The organism is Pseudomonas sp. FeS53a (assembly GCF_000931385.1).
Lineage (GTDB): Bacteria > Pseudomonadota > Gammaproteobacteria > Pseudomonadales > Pseudomonadaceae > Metapseudomonas > Metapseudomonas otitidis.
The window spans coordinates 1-22,981 of sequence record NZ_JYFT01000053.1; the positions used below are offsets into that span (position 1 = coordinate 1).

The 22,981-nt window shown below is 66.3% G+C and carries 19 protein-coding genes, 1 rRNA gene and 1 pseudogene; 15 read left to right on the forward strand and 6 right to left on the reverse strand.

Features of this window, described 5'->3' with window-relative positions; all coding sequences use genetic code 11:
- Positions 1 to 77 precede the first annotated feature (77 nt).
- The 4 genes from rrf (at position 78) to SZ55_RS15460 (ending at position 3,998) form a co-directional block, all read left to right on the forward strand.
- Positions 78 to 193, forward strand: a 5S ribosomal RNA gene (rrf, locus tag SZ55_RS15445).
- 248 nt (positions 194 to 441) lie between these two features.
- Positions 442 to 1,104 carry a paraquat-inducible protein A gene (locus SZ55_RS15450; protein ID WP_044407827.1) on the forward strand — a complete coding sequence of 221 codons (663 nt, stop codon included), beginning with the start codon at positions 442 to 444 and terminating at the stop codon, positions 1,102 to 1,104.
- Positions 1,091 to 1,714 carry a paraquat-inducible protein A gene (locus tag SZ55_RS15455; protein WP_044407829.1) on the forward strand — a complete coding sequence of 208 codons (624 nt, stop codon included), beginning with the start codon at positions 1,091 to 1,093 and terminating at the stop codon, positions 1,712 to 1,714. Before SZ55_RS15450 ends, SZ55_RS15455 begins: the two co-directional genes overlap by 14 nt.
- Positions 1,707 to 3,998, forward strand: coding sequence for a PqiB family protein (locus SZ55_RS15460; RefSeq protein ID WP_044407831.1), 2,292 nt, complete (start codon positions 1,707 to 1,709; stop codon positions 3,996 to 3,998). Before SZ55_RS15455 ends, SZ55_RS15460 begins: the two co-directional genes overlap by 8 nt.
- A 66-nt stretch (positions 3,999 to 4,064) precedes the next feature.
- Here the strand turns inward: SZ55_RS15460 and mksF are convergent, their stop codons facing one another.
- From mksF to SZ55_RS15485, 5 genes are all read right to left on the reverse strand, one after another.
- Positions 4,065 to 6,905 carry an Mks condensin complex protein MksF gene (gene mksF, locus SZ55_RS15465; RefSeq protein ID WP_044407833.1) on the reverse strand — a complete coding sequence of 947 codons (2,841 nt, stop codon included), beginning with the start codon at positions 6,903 to 6,905 and terminating at the stop codon, positions 4,065 to 4,067.
- Complete coding sequence (mksE, locus tag SZ55_RS15470) at positions 6,902 to 7,606, reverse strand: Mks condensin complex protein MksE (protein WP_044407835.1); 705 nt, start codon at positions 7,604 to 7,606, stop codon at positions 6,902 to 6,904. The genes mksF and mksE overlap by 4 nt, the downstream gene beginning before the upstream one ends.
- Complete coding sequence (gene mksB, locus SZ55_RS15475) at positions 7,596 to 8,843, reverse strand: Mks condensin complex protein MksB (protein WP_044407837.1); 1,248 nt, start codon at positions 8,841 to 8,843, stop codon at positions 7,596 to 7,598. The genes mksE and mksB overlap by 11 nt, the downstream gene beginning before the upstream one ends.
- A 101-nt stretch (positions 8,844 to 8,944) precedes the next feature.
- On the reverse strand, positions 8,945 to 9,550 hold the full coding sequence (locus tag SZ55_RS15480) for a hypothetical protein (protein WP_044407867.1): 606 nt from the start codon (positions 9,548 to 9,550) through the stop codon (positions 8,945 to 8,947).
- 147 nt (positions 9,551 to 9,697) lie between these two features.
- Positions 9,698 to 10,363 (reverse strand): hypothetical protein, encoded by a 666-nt coding sequence (locus SZ55_RS15485; RefSeq protein ID WP_044407839.1) that lies wholly within the window; start codon positions 10,361 to 10,363, stop codon positions 9,698 to 9,700.
- A gap of 254 nt (positions 10,364 to 10,617) precedes the next feature.
- Here SZ55_RS15485 and SZ55_RS15490 point away from each other — a divergent pair, with 254 nt between their 5' ends.
- From SZ55_RS15490 to SZ55_RS15540, 11 genes are all read left to right on the forward strand, one after another.
- Positions 10,618 to 11,646, forward strand: a complete 1,029-nt coding sequence (locus SZ55_RS15490; RefSeq protein ID WP_044407841.1) for a DUF6160 family protein — start codon at positions 10,618 to 10,620, stop codon at positions 11,644 to 11,646.
- A 2-nt stretch (positions 11,647 to 11,648) separates the two neighbouring features.
- The gene (locus SZ55_RS15495; RefSeq protein ID WP_044407842.1) at positions 11,649 to 12,671 is read left to right on the forward strand and encodes a hypothetical protein; all 1,023 of its coding nucleotides are present in this window, start codon (positions 11,649 to 11,651) and stop codon (positions 12,669 to 12,671) included.
- Positions 12,661 to 13,257, forward strand: coding sequence for a DUF6160 family protein (locus tag SZ55_RS15500; RefSeq protein ID WP_044407844.1), 597 nt, complete (start codon positions 12,661 to 12,663; stop codon positions 13,255 to 13,257). The genes SZ55_RS15495 and SZ55_RS15500 overlap by 11 nt, the downstream gene beginning before the upstream one ends.
- A 16-nt stretch (positions 13,258 to 13,273) precedes the next feature.
- On the forward strand, positions 13,274 to 15,595 hold the full coding sequence (locus tag SZ55_RS15505) for a DUF6160 family protein (protein WP_044407846.1): 2,322 nt from the start codon (positions 13,274 to 13,276) through the stop codon (positions 15,593 to 15,595).
- 153 nt (positions 15,596 to 15,748) lie between these two features.
- Positions 15,749 to 17,299 (forward strand): 2-isopropylmalate synthase, encoded by a 1,551-nt coding sequence (locus tag SZ55_RS15510; protein ID WP_044407849.1) that lies wholly within the window; start codon positions 15,749 to 15,751, stop codon positions 17,297 to 17,299.
- Positions 17,296 to 18,102, forward strand: a complete 807-nt coding sequence (locus SZ55_RS15515; protein ID WP_044407852.1) for a hypothetical protein — start codon at positions 17,296 to 17,298, stop codon at positions 18,100 to 18,102. The genes SZ55_RS15510 and SZ55_RS15515 overlap by 4 nt, the downstream gene beginning before the upstream one ends.
- The gene (gene rimI, locus SZ55_RS15520) at positions 18,099 to 18,551 is read left to right on the forward strand and encodes a ribosomal protein S18-alanine N-acetyltransferase (RefSeq protein WP_044407854.1); all 453 of its coding nucleotides are present in this window, start codon (positions 18,099 to 18,101) and stop codon (positions 18,549 to 18,551) included. Before SZ55_RS15515 ends, rimI begins: the two co-directional genes overlap by 4 nt.
- A gap of 114 nt (positions 18,552 to 18,665) precedes the next feature.
- Positions 18,666 to 19,310: a carbonate dehydratase gene (gene can / locus SZ55_RS15525; RefSeq protein WP_044407857.1), complete on the forward strand. Its 645-nt coding sequence runs from the start codon at positions 18,666 to 18,668 to the stop codon at positions 19,308 to 19,310.
- A 3-nt stretch (positions 19,311 to 19,313) separates the two neighbouring features.
- Positions 19,314 to 20,222: a DMT family transporter gene (locus tag SZ55_RS15530; protein ID WP_044407860.1), complete on the forward strand. Its 909-nt coding sequence runs from the start codon at positions 19,314 to 19,316 to the stop codon at positions 20,220 to 20,222.
- Between the two features lie 394 nt (positions 20,223 to 20,616).
- Positions 20,617 to 22,005: an amino acid permease gene (locus tag SZ55_RS15535; protein ID WP_082078251.1), complete on the forward strand. Its 1,389-nt coding sequence runs from the start codon at positions 20,617 to 20,619 to the stop codon at positions 22,003 to 22,005.
- Between the two features lie 124 nt (positions 22,006 to 22,129).
- On the forward strand, positions 22,130 to 22,507 hold the full coding sequence (locus tag SZ55_RS15540) for a hypothetical protein (protein WP_044407865.1): 378 nt from the start codon (positions 22,130 to 22,132) through the stop codon (positions 22,505 to 22,507).
- Positions 22,508 to 22,751: 244 nt separating this feature from the next.
- Here the strand turns inward: SZ55_RS15540 and SZ55_RS15545 are convergent.
- Positions 22,752 to 22,981: pseudogene (locus SZ55_RS15545) on the reverse strand (IS110 family transposase); the annotation flags it as partial.

The following is a 22,981-nucleotide window of genomic DNA, read 5'->3' on the forward strand; positions in this document are numbered from 1 at the left end:
AAAGTTCGATTGAACCGCAAATTGCTGTCACATACCCGAATTCGGGTGAGCGTCTCGACGATCACCCTAAAGAATTGCTTGACGACCATAGAGCGTTGGAACCACCTGATCCCATCCCGAACTCAGTAGTGAAACGATGCATCGCCGATGGTAGTGTGGGGTTTCCCCATGTGAGAGTAGGTCATCGTCAAGCACCTATACCAAACCCCCGATCATCGAAAGATGATCGGGGGTTTGACTTTGCGCGGAAGAAAAATCGCACTGAACTCCGACGCGCATATAGCCGGCTTAAACGCTGTTGCAGTGCATGAACGCTCCAGGTATCGGCCTTGGAACAGGGCGAGAAATGAACCTCGCCCTGCCAGATGCAGTCACACTCGGGCAGTCTCTTTTGAGGCTGTGCTCGTCTAGAATAAGCGCGAATCTTCGTGAGCTCCCCGTATGCCTGACTCGGCTGAAGTCCGCCCGTTGTCCGAATACCCCCTGGAGGAATTGCTCGCCTGCCCCGAATGCGACCTGCTGATGCATCGCCAGCACGTCGAAGAGGAGCAGAAAGCCTGCTGCCCCCGTTGTGGCTACGAGCTGATCGTCCACCGTGCGCACATGGAGCGACGGGCCATGGCCCTCGTGCTCACCGCCCTGCTGCTGTTCGTACCGGCGAACTTCCTGCCCATCATGAAGCTCAACCTGCTCGGGCAGACTACCCAGGACACCATCTGGACCGGCGTGCTCGGCCTCTACGACAGCGGCATGCAGGGCGTCGCGGTGCTGGTGTTTCTCTGCAGCATGGTCATCCCCCTCCTCAAGCTCGTCTGCCAATTGCTGGTCCTGCTGTGCATACGCTGGCAGCGCTACCAGGTGGTGGGCCTGCACCTGTACCGCCTGTATCACCACCTGCGTGAGTGGGGGATGCTCGAGGTCTACCTCATGGGCATCCTCGTCAGCATCGTCAAACTGATCGACCTCGCCGACCTGCACCTCGGCATCGGCCTGGCCTGCTTCATCGGCCTGCTGCTGTCCCAGGTCTGGCTCGAAGTCACCATGTCGCCCCATCAGGTCTGGGATGCATTGGACGAGGGAGGGCACGCCAGTGAGAGCGCTTGATGCCGGCATCCTCGTCTGTGGCGAATGCCATCAGCTCAACCGGCCGGACCCTGATGACGAAGCCCCCAGCTGCACCCGCTGTGGCTCCCGGCTTCACGCCCGCCGGCCCGACAGCCTGGTACGCACCTGGGCTCTGCTGCTGACCGCCACCATCCTCTACATCCCGGCCAACGTGCTGCCGATCATGACGGTCAACTTCTTCGGCAAGGGCTCGCCCTCCACCATCATGGAAGGCGTCATCGAGCTGATCCACGCCGACATGCTGCCCATCGCCCTGGTCGTCTTCACCGCCAGCATCCTCGTGCCCACCTTCAAGCTCGTGGGCATCGCCCTGCTGCTTTACTCCGTACAACGCCACCAACCGATGTCCGCCCGCCAGCGCATCCTCATGTACCGATTCATCGAATGGATCGGCCGCTGGTCCATGCTGGACATCTTCGTGATCGCCATCCTCGTGGCGTTGGTCAATTTCGGGAACCTCGCCAGCATCGAGGCCAACATCGGCGCCGCGGCCTTCGCCAGCGTCGTGGTCCTCACCATGGTGGCGGCAGTGACCTTCGACCCCCGACTCATCTGGGACAACACCGATATGGACGACGAGCATGGCTGACCTGCCCAAGCCCACGAAGAAGAAAACCACCAACTGGTCCGCCATCTGGGTCCTGCCCCTGATCGCCCTCGCGATCGGCCTCTGGCTGGGCTGGAAGTCCATGAACGAAGCCGGGATCAACATCACCATCTACTTCGAGAACGGCGAAGGCATCCAGGTCGGCAAGACCCAGCTCATGTACAAGGGCATCCAGGTCGGCAAGGTCACCGACCTGCACGTCAGCGACGACATCAAGGGCGTAGTCGCCACCGTCGAAGTGCTCAAGGAGGCCGAGCCCTACCTGAGCAAGGAAACCCGCTTCTGGCTGGTCCGCCCCCGCGTCTCCCTCGCCGGCGTCACCGGGCTGGAAACCCTCGTCTCCGGCATCTACATCGCCATCGACCCGGTCAAGGGCGAGCCCGAGCGCAAGTACCACGCCCTCGCCGAACCGCCGCCGCTCTCCGACTCGCTGCCCGGCCTGCACATCACCCTCAAGGCCGAGCGCCTCGGCTCGCTGGAACAGGGCAGCCCCGTCTACTACCGGCAGATCCAGGTCGGCCAGGTGAAGAGCTACCAGCTCGCCGCCGACCAGCGCACCGTCGAGATCAAGGTGCTGGTCGAACAGCCCTACGCCCACCTCGTGCGCAAACACACCCGCTTCTGGAACGCCAGCGGTCTCAACGTCACCGCCGGACTCTCCGGGGTCAAGATCCGCACCGAATCGCTGCTCAGCATGGCCGCCGGCGGCATCGCCTTCGCCACGCCCGAGAACCGCCAGGACAGCCCGCCCACCGACTCCACCATCCCTTTCCGCCTCTACGACGGCTTCGAGGCGGCCGAGGCGGGCCTCAAGGTCCTGCTGCGGATGGAAGACGTCAGCGGCCTCAACCCCGGCAACACCCCCGTCATGTACAACGGCGTCCAGGTCGGCACCCTCAAGAAGCTCGACATGGACAAGAACTTCGCCGGCGCCACCGCCGAACTGACCATGGAGCCCCGCACCGAAGACTTCCTTGTCGAAGGCACCGAGTTCTGGACGGTCAAACCCTCCATCTCCCTCGCCGGCATCAGCGGCATCGAAGCGCTGGTGAAGGGCAACTACATCGCCGTGCGCTTCGCCAAGAGCGGCACCCCCACCCGTGAGTTCACCGCCCGGCCCAAGGCCCCGCCGCTCAACACCGACGCCCCCGGCCTGCACCTGGTGCTCACCAGCGACAAGCTCGGCTCCCTCGATGTCGGCAGCCCCATCCTCTACAAACAGATGCGCGTCGGCAGCATCCAGAGCTACCAGCTCTCCCGCGACCACCAGCGCGTCGTGGTCGGCGTGCACATCGAGCCCGAGTTCGCCTCCCTGGTGAACGAATCCACCCGCTTCTGGAACGTCAGCGGCGTCAGCATCAAGGGCGGACTCTCCGGCGTCGAAGTGAAGAGCGAGTCCCTGCAGACCCTGCTCGCCGGCGGCATCGCCTTCGCCACCCCCGACGCCAAGGCCACCCCCGTCACCAAGCCGCGGCGCTTCACCCTCTACGACAACGAGAACCTCGCCCTCGGCAAAGGCACCCTGGTGGAGATCCTCATGCCCCAGGCCGACGGCCTGCGCGAAGGCACCCCGGTCCGCTACAAGGGCCTGGACGTCGGCAGCGTCGAGCGCATCTCCCTGGCGGACGACCTCAGCCGCGTCGTCGTGGTCGCCCGCATCACCGAGTCCGCCGAGCGCATTGCCCGCGAAGGCACCCAGTTCTGGGTGGTGAAGCCCGAGCTCGGCCTGGTGCGCACCGCCAACCTCGACACCCTGGTCAGCGGCCAGTACCTCGAAGTCCAGCCGTCCTCCCGCAAGGGCGCCAGCCAGACGCGCTTCACCGCCCTGGCCCAGCCCCCGTCTACCATCGCCCGGGAAGAGGGCCTGCGCGTCACCCTCAGCACCGCCCGCCGTGGCTCCATCAAGCCCGGCGTCGTGGTCAGCTACCGCGAAGTGCCGGTGGGCAAGGTGGAGAGCTTCGAACTCGGCAGCTCCGCCGACCGGGTGCTGATCCACATCCTCATCGAGCCCCGCTACGCGCCCCTGGTGCGCAGCGGCACGCGCTTCTGGAATGCCAGCGGCGTTGGCATCGACGCCGGCCTGTTCAAGGGCGTGAAGGTGCGCACCGAGTCCCTCGAAGCGCTGCTGGAAGGCGGCATCGCCTTCGCCACCCCGGACAACGCCCAGATGGGCAGCCCGGCCATCCCCGGCCAGACCTTCGCCCTGCACGACGAACTCAACGAAGAGTGGTTGAAGTGGGCACCGAAGATCGAACTCGGCAAATGACCCCACCCCGATAACAAAAAGGGCCGCGAAGCGGCCCTTTTTGTTGTCAGCGAAACAGCATCCCGGTCAGGCGGGCTCCACCTCGGAACCCGTCGCCTCGGCGGTGGCCGGGCTGGCTGCCTTCTCGCGGGGCTTGATGAACTTCCAGTCCGCCTCGTCGATGTAGATGCCGTTCGGGCCGCTGCCGCCTTCCAGGTCGATGGCCACGTGGGCCGAAACCTGCGGCTTCACCGACGCCAGGATGGGCGTGAAGCCCAGCTGCGCGCTGGTCTCGATCAGCGCCTGCTGGTTGCGCTCGTCGATGTCCGCCGCCTCGTCCAGGTAGTAGGGCAGGCGGATGCGCCCGGCCTGCTCGCGGTCCATCAGGTGCAGCAGCAGGTACATGTTGGTCAGCGCCTTGATGGTCATGGTCGTACCGTTGGACGCCGCGCCATCGATGTCCGTGTGGATCACCGGCTGGCCATGCACCTTGGTGATCTCGAACGCCAGCTCGAACAGGTCCTTCAGGCCCAGCTGGTTGCCGTTGGCCGCCACCAGGCGTGCCAGGTACTCCTTGGCCTCCTCGTTCTTCGCGTCCTGCTCGGCGGACTGGGTCAGGTCGAACACCGACAGGGTCTCGCCTTCCTCGTACTGGCCGGCGCTGTGGATGATCTGGTCGATGTGGCGCAGCGCATCCTTGTTCGGCGCCAGCACGATGCGGAAGCTCGCCAGGTTCGACACCTGCCGCTTGTTGATCTCGCGGTTGAACAGCGCCAGCTGGTGTTCCAGGTTGTCGTAGTCGCTGCGGATGTTGCGCAGGGTCCGGGCGATGTCGGTCACCGCCGCACGGCGGGCCTTGGCCAGGGTCAGCGCCTCGTCCTGGCGGTGGGCGTAGGCGTTGATCAGCAGTTGCAGGCGACGCTCGGCATCTTCCTCGCTGTCGAACTTCGCCACGCCCTTCAGACGGACCTGGGCATAGAGCGCGTCGATCTGGCCATCGATGCGTTGCAGCGCCTGCCAGGTGTCCTGGTAGTCGTTGAGCAGCGGCAGCAGGTTATCGAGGCTGTCGTCCACCGGGTCGGTGAACGGCGTACCGAAGGGCAGGTCGGCCGGCAGCAGCTGGCGACGGCGCAGGGCGTCTTCCAGGGTGCGTTCCTTGGCTTCCAGGTCGGCCAGCTGACGGCCCACCAGCTGCAGCTTGGCGGACAGCTGCTGGACGCGCTCGGTGAACGCATCGCTGGAGCGCTTCAGCTCGTCCTGCGAGGCTTCCAGCACCGCCAGCTTCTCCAGCTTGGCAGGCTCCTCGGCGGTCAGGGTCTGGGTCTTGCGGAAGTCCTCCAGGGCCTTCTGCGCATCCAGCACCGCCTGGTACAGCTGCTCGGCCTGGGCCTTGCTCGCGGAACGGTCGGCGGCCACGGACTGCTGGGTCTTCAGCTGCTTCAGCTCGCGTTCCAGGCGGTCCTTCTGGTCGCGCAGCGCCGCGCGGTCAGCCAGGGCCTGCAGGGCCGGCGGCTCGATGTGGGAAAGGTCCACCTCCAGGCCGGGGACGATGAAGTGATCGCCCTTGAAGCCATCCAGCACCGCTTCCAGAGTCTTCACCCAGGCGTCCGCGTCATCCAGCTGGATGCCTTTCTCGCCCAGCGGCAGGCTGAACAGCTGGCCGTTGAAGAGGCGCATCAGGCGATCCACGTCGGCCTGGGAGAACTCCTCGCGCAGGCGCGAGTAGCTGTTGTTGTCGGCATGGTCGAGCTGCTGCTTCACCGCCTTCAGGCGCTTCTCCAGATCGCGCACGCGCTCGTCCAGGTCCTCGGTGGAGAACTGGCGGGACTGCGCCAGCGCGCCGGCCAGCTCGTCGTGGGCGTCCTTCGCGGCCAGCAGTTGCTGTTCCAGCACCTTGGCGTCTTCCACCAGCGCAAAGCGGTTCTTCAGCACCGCCAGCTCGCCCAGCCAGCGCTGGGTCTCGGTGATCTCGCGCTCCAGGCGCATCAGCTCGGTGGTGCCACCGCGCTGCTCGTTCTGCAGGCCGTCCTGCTCGCTGCGGTAGTGCTCGGCCTGGATCACCAGCTCCTCGCGGCGCGCGCCCGAATAGTCGTGCCAGGTGCCCAGCAGCGAATCCAGCAGGGGCGACAGGCGATGCAGCTTGCCGCGCAGGATCTCGCGCTGGGTCACGCCGTTGGCCAGCGCCTCCACCAGCGGGCCGGCGGCCACCAGCGCCTGGTAGTCCTGCTCCATGCGGCGCACATCGCGGAAGGCCTCTTCGGTGGCCGCGATGTAGTCCACGCTGCCCGAGCGCAGGCTGTGCTCGAACGCATCGAGGAACAGCTGCTTGAGCTTGGCCGCGGTGATCTCGCGCATGTGCAGCAGGTTGATGAACAGCGCGCGGAAGGTCTTCAGGCTGTGCTCGCTGGTGGAGCGCAGCGGGATCAGCGTCAGGTCCAGCGGGATCGAGGTATGCCCGCCCACCAGCAGACGGCGAAGCTCATCGGGCTTCAGCTCGTAGGCCTTGATGCCCTCGCGCTCCAGGTTGGCGAACAGCTCGCGCTGGCGCAGGCAGGTGCCGTTCTTCTGGTAGTGATCCAGGTCCAGGCTGCCCTGGTAGGCGAAGAACTGATGACCGAAACCGCCGCCCGGGCCGCGACCGGCCACGCCGATCACGTGCGGGCCGTGGGGCAGGGACACCTCCACGAGGATGTAGCTGGTGTCGGTGGCGAAGTAGAACTTGCGTGACTGCTCCAGGCTGTACTTGCCGAAGCTCATGTCCGACATGCGCGCCAGGATGGGGAACTGCAGCGCGTTGATCGACGCGGATTTGCCCAGGTTGTTGGCGCCGTAGACCGACAGCGGGTTCTCCAGCGGGAACAGGCCCAGGCTGTAGCCGGCGGTGTTCAGCAGGGCGAAGCGGCGGATGCCGTAGCGTTCCTGGCTCATGCGTCGATCTCCTGTGCAGCGCGCTCTTCGGCCATGGCGCGGGCCAGGGCGTCTTCTTCGGACTCATCCGCAGGGCTTTCCTGCGGATCGAGGCTGACGATGGGCTCGTCACCGTCGTCGTCCATCAGCACCGGTGCCTGCAGCGGCAGGTCGGTGCTGTGCAGGCTGGCCGCCAGGTCGCGGTCGTGCTGCACCGACAGGCACACATCGAGGAAGCGGTGCATCGGCGGCAGGAAGCGGTACACACCGTTGCTGTCCTCGGCGAAGCCCAACTGGGTGAGGCGGCGGATGATCTTCTCCTCCAGCTCCTCATGGGTGGTCACCTCGGCCTGCAGGAACAGGTCGCGGTACTTGTCCAGCAGGGCCGGCAGCTCGTCACGGCCGATGCTGCCGCCGTCGAGCACCGCCAGCGGGTCGCGGCCCTGGTCGGCCAGGTGCTCCACCAGGATGAAGGTGAACAGTGCCAGGCGCTGCGCCGTCTTGTTCACCTGCGCGCCCATCTGCTCGGGCACGAAGTAGTAGAAGCCGCGCGGGTCGCACACCAGCTCGAAGCCCAGGGCCTTGAACAGCGCCCGGTACTGGTCCTGCATGGTGGACAGCTGGGCGTAGCACTCCGGCTCGCTGCGGGAGAGGTGATAGCCCTTGAACAGCTCGCGGAAGATCGCCTGGAGCTGGGTCATTTCGGAAAGATCAAGTTGCATGGTTTTCGCTCTTGATGAGGGCGAAGGAGCTCAGGCTGACCTGATGCTCGGCGGTGAGGTAGTCGCGGCGCTCGAGGCGTTCGCGCTGGAAGCGGCCATCCCGCGACAGGCGGGAGAACCAGTACAGCAATTCGTCGGTGGCGCCGTCCGGCTCCTGCTCCAGCAGCCAGGCCATCAGGTCCGGCAGTGGCAGGGCCTGCTCGCAGCGCTCGATCATCTCCCGTGCTGTGCGCGGGGCCTTGGGCGGCGCGCCCTTGCGGCCAACGCCGGCCTTGGGGAAGTGCGCCGGCTTGGGCTCGAAGCGCGCCAGGGCGTAGACGTAGGCCTCCACCTGGGACGCGCTGCCGAGGAAGGTGCTCTGCGGCCGGGTGAACAGCGGCATCGCCGCCTGGGGCACCCCGTCCAGGCCCTTCTTGCGGATCACCGAGAGCGCCAGGGCCGCGCCACGGGTCACGGCGTTGTGCCGGCGCGCTTCCTCGCGCAGCGGCAGCAGCAGCTCACGGGCCTTGCGCAGGGTCAGCTGGGCCGTGGTCTGCATCTCCAGGATGCGCGCATGGGTGCGCAGCAGCAGGTCGTCGTCCACCAGCTGGCCCAGGCGCTGCTGCTCACCGAGCAGCTTGAGCAGCACCTGTTCCACACGGCGCACGCCCTGCTCGAAGGCGCCATCGGCGGACACCAGCTGGATCATCGGCTCGACGTACTCGTCCCAGGTCGCCAGGACCTCGGCATAACGCTGGCGCAGCGGAATCTGCCGGTCGCTGGTCTTGGCCCGCTCGGCCACGCCCACCAGCGCCTGCTCGTCGTTGTCGAGCTTCTTCAGCACGTCACGCACACGCATGTCCAGCAGGCGCAGCTGGCGTGCCAGGTCGTTGCCGTCGCGGATCTCGAAGGCTTCCTGGATGTGCCCGGCCAGGCGCTCCAGGTGGCGCAGGTAGGCCTCGATCTCCAGGCACAGGCCAAGGCGGTGCTCGCGGCGCAGGTAGGCGAGGAAGTCGTGGATCTGGGCGTTCAGCTCGAAGCGGTTGGGGCTCTTGGCCACCGGCACCAGGATATCCAGGCGGATCCACTGGTCGAGCAACGCGGTGATATCGGTGGGCGTGCCCGCCGGCAACTGGGCGCCGACCTGCATGCGCAGCTCGGACAGGCTCAGGGTGCCCGTATCGAAGCGCTCGCACAGCGGCTCCAGCAGCGACCAGTGTTCGGCGAGGGCGCGCAAGACGCGCTTGGGTTCGATCATCGTGGGAGACGGTCCCTGCCAGGAAAAAGGGGGCGATTGTACTGCATGAGGGGGGCGACGAATCAGCCCGAAGCGATCAAAGGATCGCGTGCCGCACCCGGTCAGGCGTGGCGGAAGAGTCCGATCAGGTGGTCCGCGATGGCGGCCTTGATGGTGTTGACCTCCAGCTGCGACAGGTGACCCAGGCGCGTGGTGTCGACGCGGTGCAGGTGCAGCGACGGCATGCGCGCCTCGTACTCGCGCAGGTCACCCTTGGCCAGCACCGGCAGGAAGTGGTCGTGCTTGGCCTGGTAGCGCTGGATCAGCAGCTTCAGCCCCTCCTGGAAGGGCACCTCGCGGGAGGCGGCCAGGCGATGCTCGCCGGGGATCTTCAGGTACAGGCCGGTGTGGCCCATGGTTTCGCCAGGGAGGATGTGGATGCCCGTGGGCTGCACCGCCTCCGGCGGGATCTCGTGGAAGGTGTCATGCCAGGCCTGCTCGTCGGGCAGGATGGTGATGCTGCCGTGGGCCTCCTCCGGCACCACGAAGCTGTAGTTGCTGTAGAGCTTCTCCACGTAGCTGGAGTAGACGCACAGGCGGTTCTCGAAGCGCAGCAGGAAGTCGATGGCCTGCTGGCGGTCGGTGATGGCGTCGAGGTCCCAGGCCAGGTCGTTCTGGTTCTTCAGTTCGTCCCAGCGGGCGTCGGCGTAATCCGGGTCTGTGGTCATGAGAGAGAGGAGGGCGGCCATGGCAGGGTGGGAGCAGAAAACATGCCAGGCCGTGAAGGCGCGGCCTGGCATGGCCTGGGGCGATTCTACGCCCCAGGCCCCCCTCCTGCGCCAGTCGCAAACTGACGCAGTGCGTCACCTGGGCGATCAGGGCACCAGCGTCACCGGGACCGAGGCGCCGTTGGGGTAGGTGCTGTTGAAGGACTCGAAGGTGGTGCAGAAGGCGTGCTGCTGCTGGTAATACAACTGGCTTTCGGCCTGGGAGTAGCCGGTTGGCACGACCGCGTTGTAGGTCTTCTCGCTGGCGCTCGCGTCGAATGCGAAGGAGAGCGGTACGTTGACCCCATCGATGACCACAGCCTGAACCGGTGTCTGGCTGGTGACGGACAAGTTGCAGATCAATCCCTGTTCAGGCGCTGCAGCGTTGCTGTTCGGTTTGGCCATTCTTGCAAACAGGATGCTGCTGATCGGGCCCAGCTCGGCGGTTGCAGAACCCAAGGCAGGGCTGGATGACGAGAAGCCCATGAACACGATGTTCAGCGTGCTGGTGTCCGTTGGGGCTCCGTTGTAGGGCGCATAGTTGACCAGATCGTAGGTGATCACTTTTCCAATACCCATATTCCCGCTTCGAGCGTTGGCCGATTCGGCAAGGCGGCCAAACAGCTTGGGTCGCTGCTTAGGTGCCTCAAGGGATTTCGTGGCGCCCTCCATGAAGTGGAGCTGACGTTCGATTAGGCTTCCGGCTTCTGCAGTGGCTATTAGCGGAAACATGATCATGGCTGCAGCGATAGGGCGGATGTAGAGCATCTGCATGGCAACGACTCCTTGTTGAATGGGGCTGCAGTTCACCAGTGCATGACCTCATCGCCCACCTAACCAAGGTCGGGACGGGGAGTGTGGCGTTGGGTAACAACCGCAACGGCCGCTCGGTACGGGGCCCATGCAATTCCGCCCTTTTCCCGCCTATGGGTCGGGCCTAAATGGCGGGGGCGCCCCTATAGTGGCAACACGGAATCGTGCCGCCCCCGGAGCGGCCCCGGATAACAAGAAAAGTGAGGGAACCCGCCATGCGTCCGTCTCGCAGTCCCTTCAGGGGCGCTGTCTTCCTGCTCGCCGCCAGCTTGCTGGCCACCAGTGCCCAGGCCCAGATGCAGGCCCTGGATGACGCCGAACTCTCGACCATCACCGGCCAGGCCTTCATCAACCTGACCACCGACGCCAACGCCGGCATCAACTACACCCGCGTCAACTTCGGGGTGGACGTCGACACCCAGCTCAACATCAAGAAGCTCCAGCTCGGCCAGTACGATCGCGCCGGTGAGGCGGCCGGCTCGTCGGACATCCTGATCAACAATTTTGCCCTCGGCACCGTCAATGCCGACAACACCATCAACCCCTTCAAGGTCTCCAACCCCTTCGTCGAGTTCGCCTACTCGGGCAACCAGGTGGTGGGGGTGCGTATCGGCTTTGGCGAGGCCAAGGGGATTCTCTCGGGTGACATTCAGAGCCTGACCGGGAATATCCCCGTGCATATCAAAGGCTCGGCCAGGGCGGTTTATGCCAATGCCAGCGGATGGCAGCAATTCCTTTTAGGGGCGGGGGGTATCTATGAAACCAGTACGCTGGAGGCTGACGCGAACCTGGTCGACAGCTCTGGCAGGGCAGACCCTACAAGGTCATCCAGTGCGGGGGTGGTCAACGGCGACGGCCTGAAGTGCACCAGCGGCTGCCTTCCTGGGATATCTGATCTCGCGCTTGCCATCATTCGCTCCAACAATTGCGGCATCTTGGGTATCCAGACCTGCTTCAACCTCTCCCAGTTCGAGTCCCTGCCCGTGGGCAACACCAGCAACATGGCAGGCATGGAGGGCGCTGCGAAGGGCTTCTTCATCTCCCTGCAGACCCAGGATGTGGCCTGGCGCGACATGGACAGCAACGCCTTCATGACTGCCCTCAAGGGCGCCTTCATGAACATGCCCAAGTACCGGGACGCCAACGGCAATATGGTGTCGCCGATCAATATCGACTTCGACCAGGCGTTCAACGGCATCCCCCGCCAGGACACCTGCCTCGGCTCCGCCACCAAGGGGTGCTGACCATGCGCACCCTGGCCCTGTTGTCGTGCCTGCTGCCGGCCCTGGCAAACGCCGAAATGCAGGCCATGGATGATTCCGAGCTGTCCGCCGTGGACGGCGCCGGCATCGGCTTCGTGCTGGACAAGGTGATGCTCGACGCCAGCGGCGCCACCATCACCCTCAATGACATCACCAACGGCAGCGGGCAGAACGTGCCCATCGCCGTGAAGGAGTTCTACCTGGGGGCCACCGGGAGCAACAACGGCGCCAACCTCAACCCGGTGACCATCGGCCGGCTGGACCATCCCTTCACCCTCAACTTCGCCCGGGGCGAGTCGATGCGCACCCTCAACGATGCCGGGCAGTGGGTGCAGACCACCCCCAGCGGCATCTCGGTGCTGGAGTTCACCTTCCCCGAGCGCCTCACCAGCGGCGGGTCGGCCTGCATCAGCGGCTACAGCACCGGCGGCAACACCTGCTCCAGCCGGGCCAGCGAGAAGGTCGACCTGGGCATCCGCTTCGACTTCCAGGTCGCCGCCGGGCGCACCGACGTGATCAACCTCGACATCGCCGAACTGGCCATGGACGGTTCCTACCTGCGCCTCTGGGGCGACAAGGTGAAGAACCAGATGGTCGGCGAACTGCGCCTGAACGTCTTCGCCAAGAGCATCCAGCTCATGTCCTGCGCCGCCGGCACCACCAACTGCACCACCGCCCAACAGCAGCGCGACCGCACGCTCTTCATGAGCGGCGCCTACGCCACCGTGGCGCTGGGCTACGGCAAGAGCCAGCCGCTGCTGTTCGACGTCAGCAGCAACGGCCAGTTCGTGCTGGAGCTGCAGAACCCCACCGCCTCCGGCACCACCGCCGCGCAGAAGCAGGCCCTGGCCGACGACTTCTACGCCAACGCCCCGCGCACCAGCATCATCATCAACAACCTCAAGTCCGGCACCGGCGACCCCGCCACCGGCGGCTACAACTTCGGCTACAACGAGATCGGCGGCCTCAGCATCAACTACCTGAAGGTGACCAGCCATGACCTCTAGGACCCGTCTGCTCACCCTGGCCCTGCTGCTCGCCAGCGCCGGCGCCCAGGCCGAACTCAAGCCCCTGGACGACGCCGACCTCAGTGCCACCAGCGGCCAGGGCGGGGTCTACCTCTCCGGCGAGTTCAGCATCAACAAGGCCGGCGGCGTGCTGTGGAACACCCCCGCCGGCAACAACCCCGCGCAGTGGGCGGTCAACGAACGCAGCTGCGCCACCGCCGGTGCCAGCACCCCCGAAGCCTGCGGCATGCGCGTTGCCATCCGCACCGAAGCCAACGGCGGCTGGTACGTGCTGGACAACCTCAAGGGCGTGTTCAGCTTCGAGGGCCTGACCCTGCGCACCCGCGCCATCAACGACGCCAGCGCCGGCTTCAACCAGGACGTGATCGAGCTGGGCCTGCCCAACAACGTGCGCTTCAAGGACGGCAGCTTCGCCTTCGCCGTCGCCAACCAGGGCGGCTGGCGCAACAAGGCCGGCACCGTCGCCAACGGCGGCGACGCCACCTACCAGCAGACCAACATCTTTTCCGCCCGGATCGACGGCAGCATCCGCATGCAAGGCAGCGTGCTGGTGTTCCCCAAATAAGAAGAAGGAGCAGGCGATGCGTGCAGTGGCGTTGTTCGCGATCCTCCTCAGCCCCCTGGCCCAGGCCATGCAGGCGCTGGATGACTCCGCGCTCTCCGATGTCAGCGGCCGGGACGGCATCACCCTGGAAACCACCACCGGCACCTGGTCCGCCAGCTCCATCAGCTACCAGGAGGACGGCCAGAGCCTCAATCTCAAGGGCGTCAGCAACCAGGCCCGCACCGGCGCCACCACCACCTCCACCACCCAGGTGGACGTCACCGGCGGCCGCCTGCAGGTGCAGCACCAGGGCGGTGCCCGGGTCATGAACGTCAACAGCGTCGAAATGGGCGGCAGCCCCCGCAGCTTCGGCGGCCTGCGCGCCTTCTACACCCTCGGCGGCGTGCTCAAGCTCAAGGGCGGGGGCGCCAGCGGCGTCACCGGCATCTCGGTGGACGACAGCCGCCTGTCGCTCTCCGACGTCACCTTCTATTACCGCGACAACGGCTACGACCTGGTGGTGAAGGGCATGAGCCTGGACGCCTACCTGAACAACGCCTACCTCGACATCGTCAGCGGCGGCGACGGCCAGGCCGTCAAGCTCGACCTCGGCAACTCGCGCGTCGTCGCCGCCATCGGCGGCATCGGGCTCGACCTGGTCAGCGGCGACCCCACGGCCAGCCCCGTCACCCCGGACGCTCCCGACCTGCGCGGCCCCGGCGCCGACAAGAGCTTCGGCAAGCTCAACATGGACCTGCGCCTGGGCGGCACCGTCAGCGTCTCCAGCGGTGGCGCCAGCGGCTCCGGCCTGCGGGTGCGCACCGACGTCAGCATCAGCAACAGCCTGTTCCAGTACCAGGACGAAGGCATCCTCCGCGCCGAGAACTTCTCCGGCACCCTGCGCAGCCTCAACGGCCTCACCCTCGACCTGGTGCAGGACGCCAACGGCAGCTTCGTCCAGATCGCCTTCGCCGACCTCAAGCTCAACGCCACCCTCGGCGGGCTGATCCTCGGCAACCCCACCAACCAGAAGCTCGGCAGCCTCGGCATCGACCTCAACTTCGTCGACGACGGCAGCCGCCGCAACAGCATCGCCCTGCGCCCGGGCGGCGACCCCAACTCCGGGCTGACCGGCCTCACCGCCGACCTCAGCTGGAACATGGCCAACAGCGCGGTCTCGCTCACCGATAACGGCAACAGCATGTGGTTCAGCGGCCTGCGCACCTACGGCAGCGGCCAGCTCACCCTCGACATCACCCGCAGCTGCGCCGGCGGCGCCGCCACCGGGTGCTACGCCGGCACCCAGAGCGACATGAGCAAGGGCAGCTACAACGGCCACTTCGACGGCCTGCGCCTGGGGCTCAACAACCTCAAGGGCAGCTACAGCTTCGACGGCCTGCGGGTCGGCAGCGCCAACGCACCCCTGCAGGGCGGCACCGAGTTGCTGGTGCTGATGGAAATCTTCCCGGCCTACGACTTCACCCTCAACGGCCAGATCACCCTCAAGCCCGGCGGTTTGGTGGGCGACGGCATCGGCTACAACGCCGACTTCGTGGTCAGCGACGCCCGCGCCGCCATCACCGTGGACGAAACCGGCAAGGGCCTGTGGCTGTCCGGCACCCGCTACGACATGCACTTCCGCGACGGCACCGTGGACGTCACCAACAACGGCGTCGAGCTGCGCAAGGGCACCTACTGGTCCAACCTCGACGTCTCCGACCTGCGCTGGGGCGACCGCGCCACCGGCGCCAGCCTCGGCCGGCTGGTGCTCAAGCGCTACGAACAGGGCTCCACCCTCGCCCTCAGCTCCGGCGGGGCCGGCGCCCTCTGCGTGGGCGGCAGCGGTTCCACCGCCAGCGCCTGTTCCGCCAGCGGCGGCCGCTGGGAAGACCGGGGCAACGAAGGCGTCTCGGTCAAGCTGAAGAACGTCTTCGTCCGCGACACCACCATCGACAGCTCCGTCAACGGCGTCGCCACCGACGAGAAGCGCAACCAGATCATCCTCGAGACCGACCGCCTCAACAGCGTGAACGGCAGCGGCGCCCAGCTGGTTGTGGATAACTTCTACACCTCCGACGGCGACCCCAAGAACCCCAACGCCAACACCTACGGCTTCAACGCCGACCTCAACCTGGACGTCGCGCCCACCAAGGTCTGCACCAAGAACGGCAGCAGCTGCACCCCCGTCACCCCCGACCCGCTGGGCTTCGCGGTGAACGGGCGCGTCCACTTCAAGGAAGTGGACATCGACCGCGTCCAGCACGTACACCCCACCGGCGGGGCTGTCACCTCCATGTACGGCGTCAAGCTGCAGAACGCCGACATCCGCGCCAACCTCACCGCCACGCCGATCAACTGAGCCTGTACGGCGGCGCCCCTGTGCGCCGCCCGCGCCTTCCCGCCCCGCGCGTTTCGCGCCACAATCCGCCATCCGTCGTCGCGGCCACGAGCCGCGGCGTCATTAGCCAGCGCTCGGCCGCACCCCCGGCGGGACAAGAGGAGAGTGACCACAATGAACAACAACGATCGCGTCATCATTTTCGACACCACCCTGCGTGACGGCGAGCAGAGCCCCGGCGCCTCCATGACCCGGGAAGAGAAACTGCGCATCGCCAAGGCCCTCGAGCGCCTGCGGGTGGACGTGATCGAAGCCGGCTTCGCCATCGCCAGCCCCGGCGACTTCGAAGCGGTCAAGGCCATCGCCGACAGCATCAAGGACAGCACCGTGTGCAGCCTGGCCCGCGCCGTCGAGGCCGACATCGAGCGCGCCGCCGAAGCCCTCAAGGGCGCCAACGCCGGGCGCATCCACACCTTCATCGCCACCAGCCCCATCCACATGCAGTACAAGCTGCGCATGCAGCCGGACCAGGTGGTGGAGCAGGCCGTGCGCGCCGTGCGCCATGCCCGCAACCTCTGCGCCGACGTGGAGTTCTCCTGCGAGGACGCCGGGCGCTCCGAGATCGACTTCCTCTGCCGCATCATCGAGGCGGCCATCGACGCCGGCGCACGCACCATCAACATCCCCGACACCGTCGGCTACGCCATCCCGCACCAGTACGCCGAGACCATCCGCCAGCTGCTGCAACGCATCCCCAATGCCGACAAGGCGGTGTTCTCCGTGCACTGCCACAACGACCTGGGCCTGGCCGTGGCCAACTCCCTGGCGGCGGTGGCGGTGGGCGCGCGCCAGGTGGAATGCACCATCAACGGCCTGGGCGAGCGCGCCGGCAACGCCGCGCTGGAAGAGATCGTCATGGCGATCAAGACCCGCGCCGACATCCTCGGCGTGCACACCACCATCGACACGCCGCACATCCTCGCCACCTCGCGCATGGTTTCCGGCATCACCGGCTTCCCGGTGCAGCCGAACAAGGCCATCGTCGGCGCCAACGCCTTCGCCCACGAGTCGGGCATCCACCAGGACGGCGTGCTCAAGCACCGCGAAACCTACGAGATCATGTCCGCGCAGTCGGTGGGCTGGCACACCAACAAGCTCTCCCTCGGCAAGCTCTCCGGGCGCAACGCCTTCCGCACCCGCCTGGAGGAGCTGGGCATCCAGCTGCCCGGCGAGGCCGAGCTGAACGCCGCCTTCGCCCGCTTCAAGGTGCTGGCCGACAAGAAGCACGAGATCTTCGACGAAGACCTCCAGGCCATCGTCTCCGACAGCCTGGGCGAAGAGGCTCCCGAGCATTTCCGCCTGGTCCACCTCGACGTCACCTCGCGCACCGGCGAGGTGCCCCATGCCAGGCTGGTGCTGAGCATCGATGGCGCCGAGCGCGAGGCCAGCGCCCAGGGTTCCGGCCCGGTGGATGCCACCTTCAAGGCCATCGAAAGCCTCGCCGCCTCGGCCGCCAACCTGCAGCTGTATTCGGTCAACGCCATCACCCAGGGCACCGACTCCCAGGGCGAAGTGACGGTGCGCCTGGAAAAAGCCGGACGAATCGTCAACGGCAACGGTGCCGATACCGATATAGTTGTCGCCTCCGCCAAGGCCTATCTCAACGCGCTGAACCTCATGCAGGCCGGCGTACGCAAAGCCCATCCACAGGTAGCTGACGTTTGATCCCAGAGCTTCGCCGCCGCGCATACCTCGACGCCATGCAGGTCGCCACCTGGCTGCCGCGCACGGCGCTGCCCTTCGCCGCCCCCTCGCGCCCCGAACTGCTGGTGCTGCCCGAGCCCCTGCCCACGCCGGAACCGGTCCGCCCCGCGCGCCCGGAACCGGCGGCCGCAGCCGTCGTGGCCGAACGCACCGAAGCCCCGGCAGCGCCCCGGCCGAAGATCGAGGTGCCGCGCCCGGGCAGCACGCCCCGCGTGGCCGTGCCCGAGCCGGCGGCGGAGCCCGAGGTGGACGCACCCCAGCCGGTGAAGGCCGCCCCGGTGGCCCCGCCGCGCTTCGCCCTCCAACTGCTGCGGGCCGGTGCCTGCCTGCTGCTGGTGGAGCTGCCCACCGGGGAGGGCTTCCAGAGCCGCGACCCGGCCTACCTGCTGCTCAAGGACCTGCTGCGCGCCGCCGGCCTGCCGGACGCGCCGCAGCTCATCGGCGAGCCGATCCGCTGGCCGCTGCTGGCCCGCGGCAACATGGACCAGGGCCCCGACGCCGCCCGCGACTTCCTCCAGGGCTTCCTCGCTGCCCGCCTGGAAGAAGGCCCGGCCTGCGCCTGCCTCTGGCTGGTGGGGCTGCCGGCCGTGCGCTTTGCCGGCGAAGCCGACGCCGAGGCCTTTGGCCGCGAGCTGCAGATCGAAGGGCTCTGTGCCGCCTGGGCCGTACCCGGCCTGGAACTGCTGATGGACGAACCGCACCGCAAGGCGGACCTCTGGCGCGCCATGCGCCGGGTCATGCGCCGCTGGAACAACGCTGAATGACCGATGCCGTAACCTTCCGCCCCATGACCGAGGCGGACCTCGACGCCGTACTCAAGATCGAATACGCCGCCTTCAGCCACCCCTGGACGCGCGGCATCTTCGCCGATGGCATCAAGTCCTATGACTGCTGGCTGATGTTCGAAGGCTCCCAGCAGGTCGGCCACGGCGTGATCAACGTGATCATCGACGAGGCGCACCTGCTCAACATCACCGTCAAGCCGGAAAGCCAGGGGCGCGGCCTCGGCCTGCGCCTGCTGGAGCACCTGATGGACCGCGCCCGCGCGCTCAACGCCCGCGAATGCTTCCTCGAAGTGCGCGCCAGCAACGAATCGGCCTACCGCCTCTACGAGCGCTACGGCTTCAACGAAGTCGGCCGCCGCCGTGGCTACTACCCCGCCGTTGGCGGTCGTGAAGACGCCCTCGTCATGGCCTGCACCCTGCTCGACTGACCGCGCGCCCGCCCTTCCCAGCCGCCATGTCCCCGGGCCGGCCGACTCGGCATCCAGCCTTGTCAAAGCCGGCCCCCCTCCGTAAGGTGCGCCGGCCAACGGAGGAAAAGCACCATGAGCGACCTGCAGCAGCTGCTGGACAACAACGCCCGCTGGGCTGAACGCATCAAGGAAGACGACCCCCAGTTCTTCGAGAAACTGGCCAAGCAGCAAGCGCCCGAATACCTGTGGATCGGTTGCTCCGACGCCCGCGTACCGGCCAACGAGATCGTCGGCATGTTGCCCGGCGACCTGTTCGTCCACCGCAATGTCGCCAACGTCGTCCTGCACACCGACCTCAACTGCCTGTCGGTCGTCCAGTACGCCGTGGACGTGCTGCGGGTGAAGCACATCCTCGTCACCGGCCACTACGGTTGCGGCGGCGTGCGCGCCGCCATGCAGGATGCCCAGTTCGGCCTGATCGACGGCTGGCTGCGCAGCATCCGCGACCTCTATTACGAACACCGCGACCACATCGCCCAGTTCCCCACCGACGAAGCGCGGGTCGACCGCCTCTGCGAGCTGAACGTCATGCAGCAGGTGGCCAACGTCAGCCACACCACCATCGTCCAGAACGCCTGGCACCGTGGCCAGTCGCTGTCCGTGCACGGCTGCATCTACGGCATCAAGGACGGCCTCTGGAAAGACCTCAACGTCACCGTCAGCGGCATCGACCAGTTGCCGCCGCAGTACCGCCTGCGCCCCCAGGGCGTGCGCTGACCCATGAACCGCACATACGCCCCGGCGCTCGCCTGGGCCGGCCTGGTATTGGCCAGCGCCTGCTGGGCCGGCAACGCCCTGGTGGCCCGCGCCTTCCATGACGACATCCCGCCCTTCGCCCTGGCCTTCTGGCGCTGGAGCGTCGCCCTGGTGCTGCTCCTGCCCTTCATCGCCAAGCCCCTGTGGCAGCACCGTGCCACCCTGCGCCGCGCCGGCTGGCGCCTGCTGGTGGTGGCCGCGCTGGGCATCTGCACCTTCAGCGTGCTGATGTACTTCGCCGCACGCACCACCGTGGCCATCAACCTCACTCTGCTCAACACCTGCCTGCCCCTGGCCACCTTCATCGGCGCCGGGGTGCTGCTGGGGGAATGGCCGGCCCGACGCGCCTGGGGCGGCATGGCCGTGGCCATCCTCGGCCTGCTGGTGCTGATCGGCCAGGGCAGCCTGGCCACCCTGGCCGGCCTGCGCTTCAACCCCGGCGACCTGATCATGCTGCTCGGCGTGCTCGACTGGGCGCTCTACACCCTGCTGCAACGGCGCTGGGCCGCCTGGTTCCAGGGCATCCCCCCGCTGGTGTTCCTCGGCGCGCTGATCCTCTGCGGCGTGCCCATGCTGCTGCCGCTGTACCTGCTGGAGATCGCCAGCGGCCAGGGCTTCGCCCCCAGCCCGGCCAACCTCGCCGCCATCGGCTACACCGGCACCTTCGCCTCGCTGATCGCCTACCTGCTGTGGAACCGGGGCATTGCCGTGCTCGGCGTGGCCAAGGTATCGCTGACCAACTACCTCATGCCGGTGTTCACCGCGCTGCTGGGCTACCTGGTGCTCGGCGAGTCCCTGCAGGGCTATCACTGGCTCGGCGGCGCGATGATCTTCGCCGGCCTCCTGCTGGGCACCCGGCCCAAGCTGCGCTGACCTACGCGCCGGCCTGCGACACCACAACGCAGGCCGGCCAGGGGCTTTCTGGCGAAACGGCCAGGAATCGCGGCTTCCCCGTCGATCCCGGGTCAGAACGGGCGTACCAGCCGCGCTATTCCTGTCAATTCGTCGTATCGAAGACATTTTCACTGCGCTGTATAGTCCGCGCAGCAGATTCAGCTGTTTTAACCCGGAAGCCGATTGGCAAGTTGCCCCCCGGCACACCCCCCTATACAACAGCCGGCCGTCCGAGCCTGGCCGACAGGCATGCCCTGTGGCCCCGGACGTCCTCTGCTCCCGCCCGCCCAAACCGGGCCCGCGGGAAACGAGAGCGCCCGCCGGGTTACCCCCTGGCGGGTGTCAGCCCTTTTACAAAAATAAGAGGTTCTTCATGTCCAGCAGCGATCAACTGCAACGCGGTTTGGGTGAACGACACATACGGCTCATGGCGCTCGGCGCCTGCATCGGTGTCGGTCTGTTCCTGGGATCGGCCAAGGCCATCCAGATGGCCGGCCCCGCCATCATGCTCTCCTACATCATCGGCGGCCTCGCCATCCTGGTGATCATGCGCGCCCTCGGCGAGATGGCCGTGCACAACCCCGTGGCCGGCTCCTTCAGCCGCTACGCCCAGGATTACCTCGGCCCGCTGGCGGGCTTCCTCACCGGCTGGAACTACTGGTTCCTCTGGCTGGTGACCTGCGTCGCGGAGATCACCGCCGTCGCCATCTACATGCAGATCTGGTTCCCCGACGTGGACCGCTGGATCTGGGCCCTCCTGGCCCTGGCGAGCATGGGCACCGTCAACCTCATCACCGTGCGCGCCTTCGGCGAGTTCGAGTTCTGGTTCGCCCTCATCAAGATCGTCACCATCATCGCCCTCGTGGTGGCCGGCGCCGGCATGATCCTCTTCGGGATCGGCAACGGCGGCATCGCCACCGGCATCAGCAACCTCTGGACCCACGGCGGCTTCATGCCCAACGGCGTGCAGGGCGTGCTCATGTCCCTGCAGATGGTGATGTTCGCCTACCTCGGCGTGGAGATGATCGGCCTCACCGCCGGTGAAGCGCGCAACCCGCAGAAGACCATCCCCGACGCCATCAACTCGGTGTTCTGGCGCATCCTGCTGTTCTACGTCGGCGCGCTGTTCGTGATCATGTCCATCTACCCGTGGAACGAGATCGGCACCCAGGGCAGCCCCTTCGTCATGACCTTCGAGCGCCTGGGCATCAAGACCGCCGCCGGCATCATCAACTTCGTGGTCATCACCGCCGCCCTCAGCTCCTGCAACGGCGGCATCTTCAGCACCGGCCGCATGCTCTACAGCCTCGCCCAGCACGGCCAGGCCCCGCGCGCCTTCGGCCGCACCTCCGGCAATGGCGTCCCGCGCAACGCCCTGCTGCTGTCCATCTTCGCCCTGCTGCTGGGCGTGCTGCTGAACTACCTGGTGCCGGAGAAGGTGTTCGTCTGGGTCACCTCCATCGCCACCTTCGGCGCCATCTGGACCTGGGCCATGATCCTGCTCGCCCAGATGAAGTTCCGCCGCAGCCTCAGCCCCGCCGAACAGGGCAAGCTGCAGTTCAAGATGTGGCTGTTCCCCATCAGCTCCTATCTCGCCCTGGCCTTCCTGGTGCTGGTGGTGGCGCTCATGGCCTTCTTCGAAGACACCCGCATCGCCCTCTACATCGGCCCGGCCTTCCTCGTACTGCTGACCGTGCTCTTCAAGGTGTTCAAGCTCGGCAACCAACCCGACGCCCACCTGACCACCAACACCGCCTCCTGACGGCCCCCCCACAAACACCCCGCCCCGGCGGGGTGTTTTTGTTTGGGGCGGTTGGGTGTAGAACACCCACGCGATAAATGAAGCGGTGCCATGAAGCGGGCGCAAAACAGGGGAGGGAGGTCGTATGAGCAAATTGGGATGCAGCTGCGGGCATGTGATTGTGGATCAGACCGACTCGCTACCCTACAAGGCCGAACTGCTGCGCGCTGACCGTGAAGAGGTGTTCTACGACCGGGTAGAAGCGCTGTTCGCCAGCATGAGAATTGCCATGGCTGAGGGGCGGCTATCCGAGCTGGTGCATGAGGCGTATGGCAGCTGGCTGCCAGTAAAGGAAGACGAGTTCTTTATCGAAAAGCTGTCGAGCTTGACCGGCGAGTTCTTCACAACGATGTACGAGTGTGAGGCGTGTGGCCGCCTGTGGGTTCAGCGACCGAATGACCCACATTTCATCTCGTACTCGCCGGATGGAGGAAAGCCTCAGAGAATCCTGTCTTCGGAATGATGGCTTGTCTGTTTCAAGGGCTCAGGTCGACACCCGACAAGGCATCGCCGGTGGATCGATAAAGCGCGATCCACCCTACGGGGTGCGCCTTCACCCATGGGCGCGGCCCGATCACTCCCCGACCAATCGCAAATAATTTCGCCCCCACAAACCGGCACATCGCGTCCCGGGGCGTAGGGTGGATGGCGCTCTTTCCATCCACCAATGGCGTTCTGCGTATGCCTTGTAGATACCGTCTTGATTGCTAGTGAGCAAGGGCCAGTTTTGCGTCAAACGGCTGGCCCGATTTCAGCACGCCATAGGCGATGTTCAGTAGCTTGCGCATCGCTGCGCAGACGATCTGCTTGCCGGTCTTGCCCCGCTCCCTTAGCCGTTCGCCCATGGCTCTGATCGCTTCGTTGTAGGTCAGGGCGCTGATCGCGGGCATGTACAGGCCGGCCCTCAGGCGCGATGAGCCCATCTTGGAGATGCGTG

Excerpts from the sequence above, each read along its gene's own strand:
- SZ55_RS15450 (WP_044407827.1), top strand. The coding sequence starts at position 442 with ATGCCTGACTCGGCTGAAGTCCGCCCGTTGTCCGAATACCCCCTGGAG.
- SZ55_RS15460 (WP_044407831.1), top strand. The coding sequence starts at position 1,707 with ATGGCTGACCTGCCCAAGCCCACGAAGAAGAAAACCACCAACTGGTCC.
- mksF (WP_044407833.1), bottom strand. The coding sequence starts at position 6,905 with ATGAGCCAGGAACGCTACGGCATCCGCCGCTTCGCCCTGCTGAACACC.
- mksE (WP_044407835.1), bottom strand. The coding sequence starts at position 7,606 with ATGCAACTTGATCTTTCCGAAATGACCCAGCTCCAGGCGATCTTCCGC.
- mksB (WP_044407837.1), bottom strand. The coding sequence starts at position 8,843 with ATGATCGAACCCAAGCGCGTCTTGCGCGCCCTCGCCGAACACTGGTCG.
- SZ55_RS15480 (WP_044407867.1), bottom strand. The coding sequence starts at position 9,550 with ATGACCACAGACCCGGATTACGCCGACGCCCGCTGGGACGAACTGAAG.
- SZ55_RS15485 (WP_044407839.1), bottom strand. The coding sequence starts at position 10,363 with ATGCAGATGCTCTACATCCGCCCTATCGCTGCAGCCATGATCATGTTT.
- SZ55_RS15490 (WP_044407841.1), top strand. The coding sequence starts at position 10,618 with ATGCGTCCGTCTCGCAGTCCCTTCAGGGGCGCTGTCTTCCTGCTCGCC.
- SZ55_RS15495 (WP_044407842.1), top strand. The coding sequence starts at position 11,649 with ATGCGCACCCTGGCCCTGTTGTCGTGCCTGCTGCCGGCCCTGGCAAAC.
- SZ55_RS15500 (WP_044407844.1), top strand. The coding sequence starts at position 12,661 with ATGACCTCTAGGACCCGTCTGCTCACCCTGGCCCTGCTGCTCGCCAGC.
- SZ55_RS15505 (WP_044407846.1), top strand. The coding sequence starts at position 13,274 with ATGCGTGCAGTGGCGTTGTTCGCGATCCTCCTCAGCCCCCTGGCCCAG.
- SZ55_RS15510 (WP_044407849.1), top strand. The coding sequence starts at position 15,749 with ATGAACAACAACGATCGCGTCATCATTTTCGACACCACCCTGCGTGAC.
- rimI (WP_044407854.1), top strand. The coding sequence starts at position 18,099 with ATGACCGATGCCGTAACCTTCCGCCCCATGACCGAGGCGGACCTCGAC.
- can (WP_044407857.1), top strand. The coding sequence starts at position 18,666 with ATGAGCGACCTGCAGCAGCTGCTGGACAACAACGCCCGCTGGGCTGAA.
- SZ55_RS15530 (WP_044407860.1), top strand. The coding sequence starts at position 19,314 with ATGAACCGCACATACGCCCCGGCGCTCGCCTGGGCCGGCCTGGTATTG.
- SZ55_RS15535 (WP_082078251.1), top strand. The coding sequence starts at position 20,617 with ATGTCCAGCAGCGATCAACTGCAACGCGGTTTGGGTGAACGACACATA.
- SZ55_RS15540 (WP_044407865.1), top strand. The coding sequence starts at position 22,130 with ATGAGCAAATTGGGATGCAGCTGCGGGCATGTGATTGTGGATCAGACC.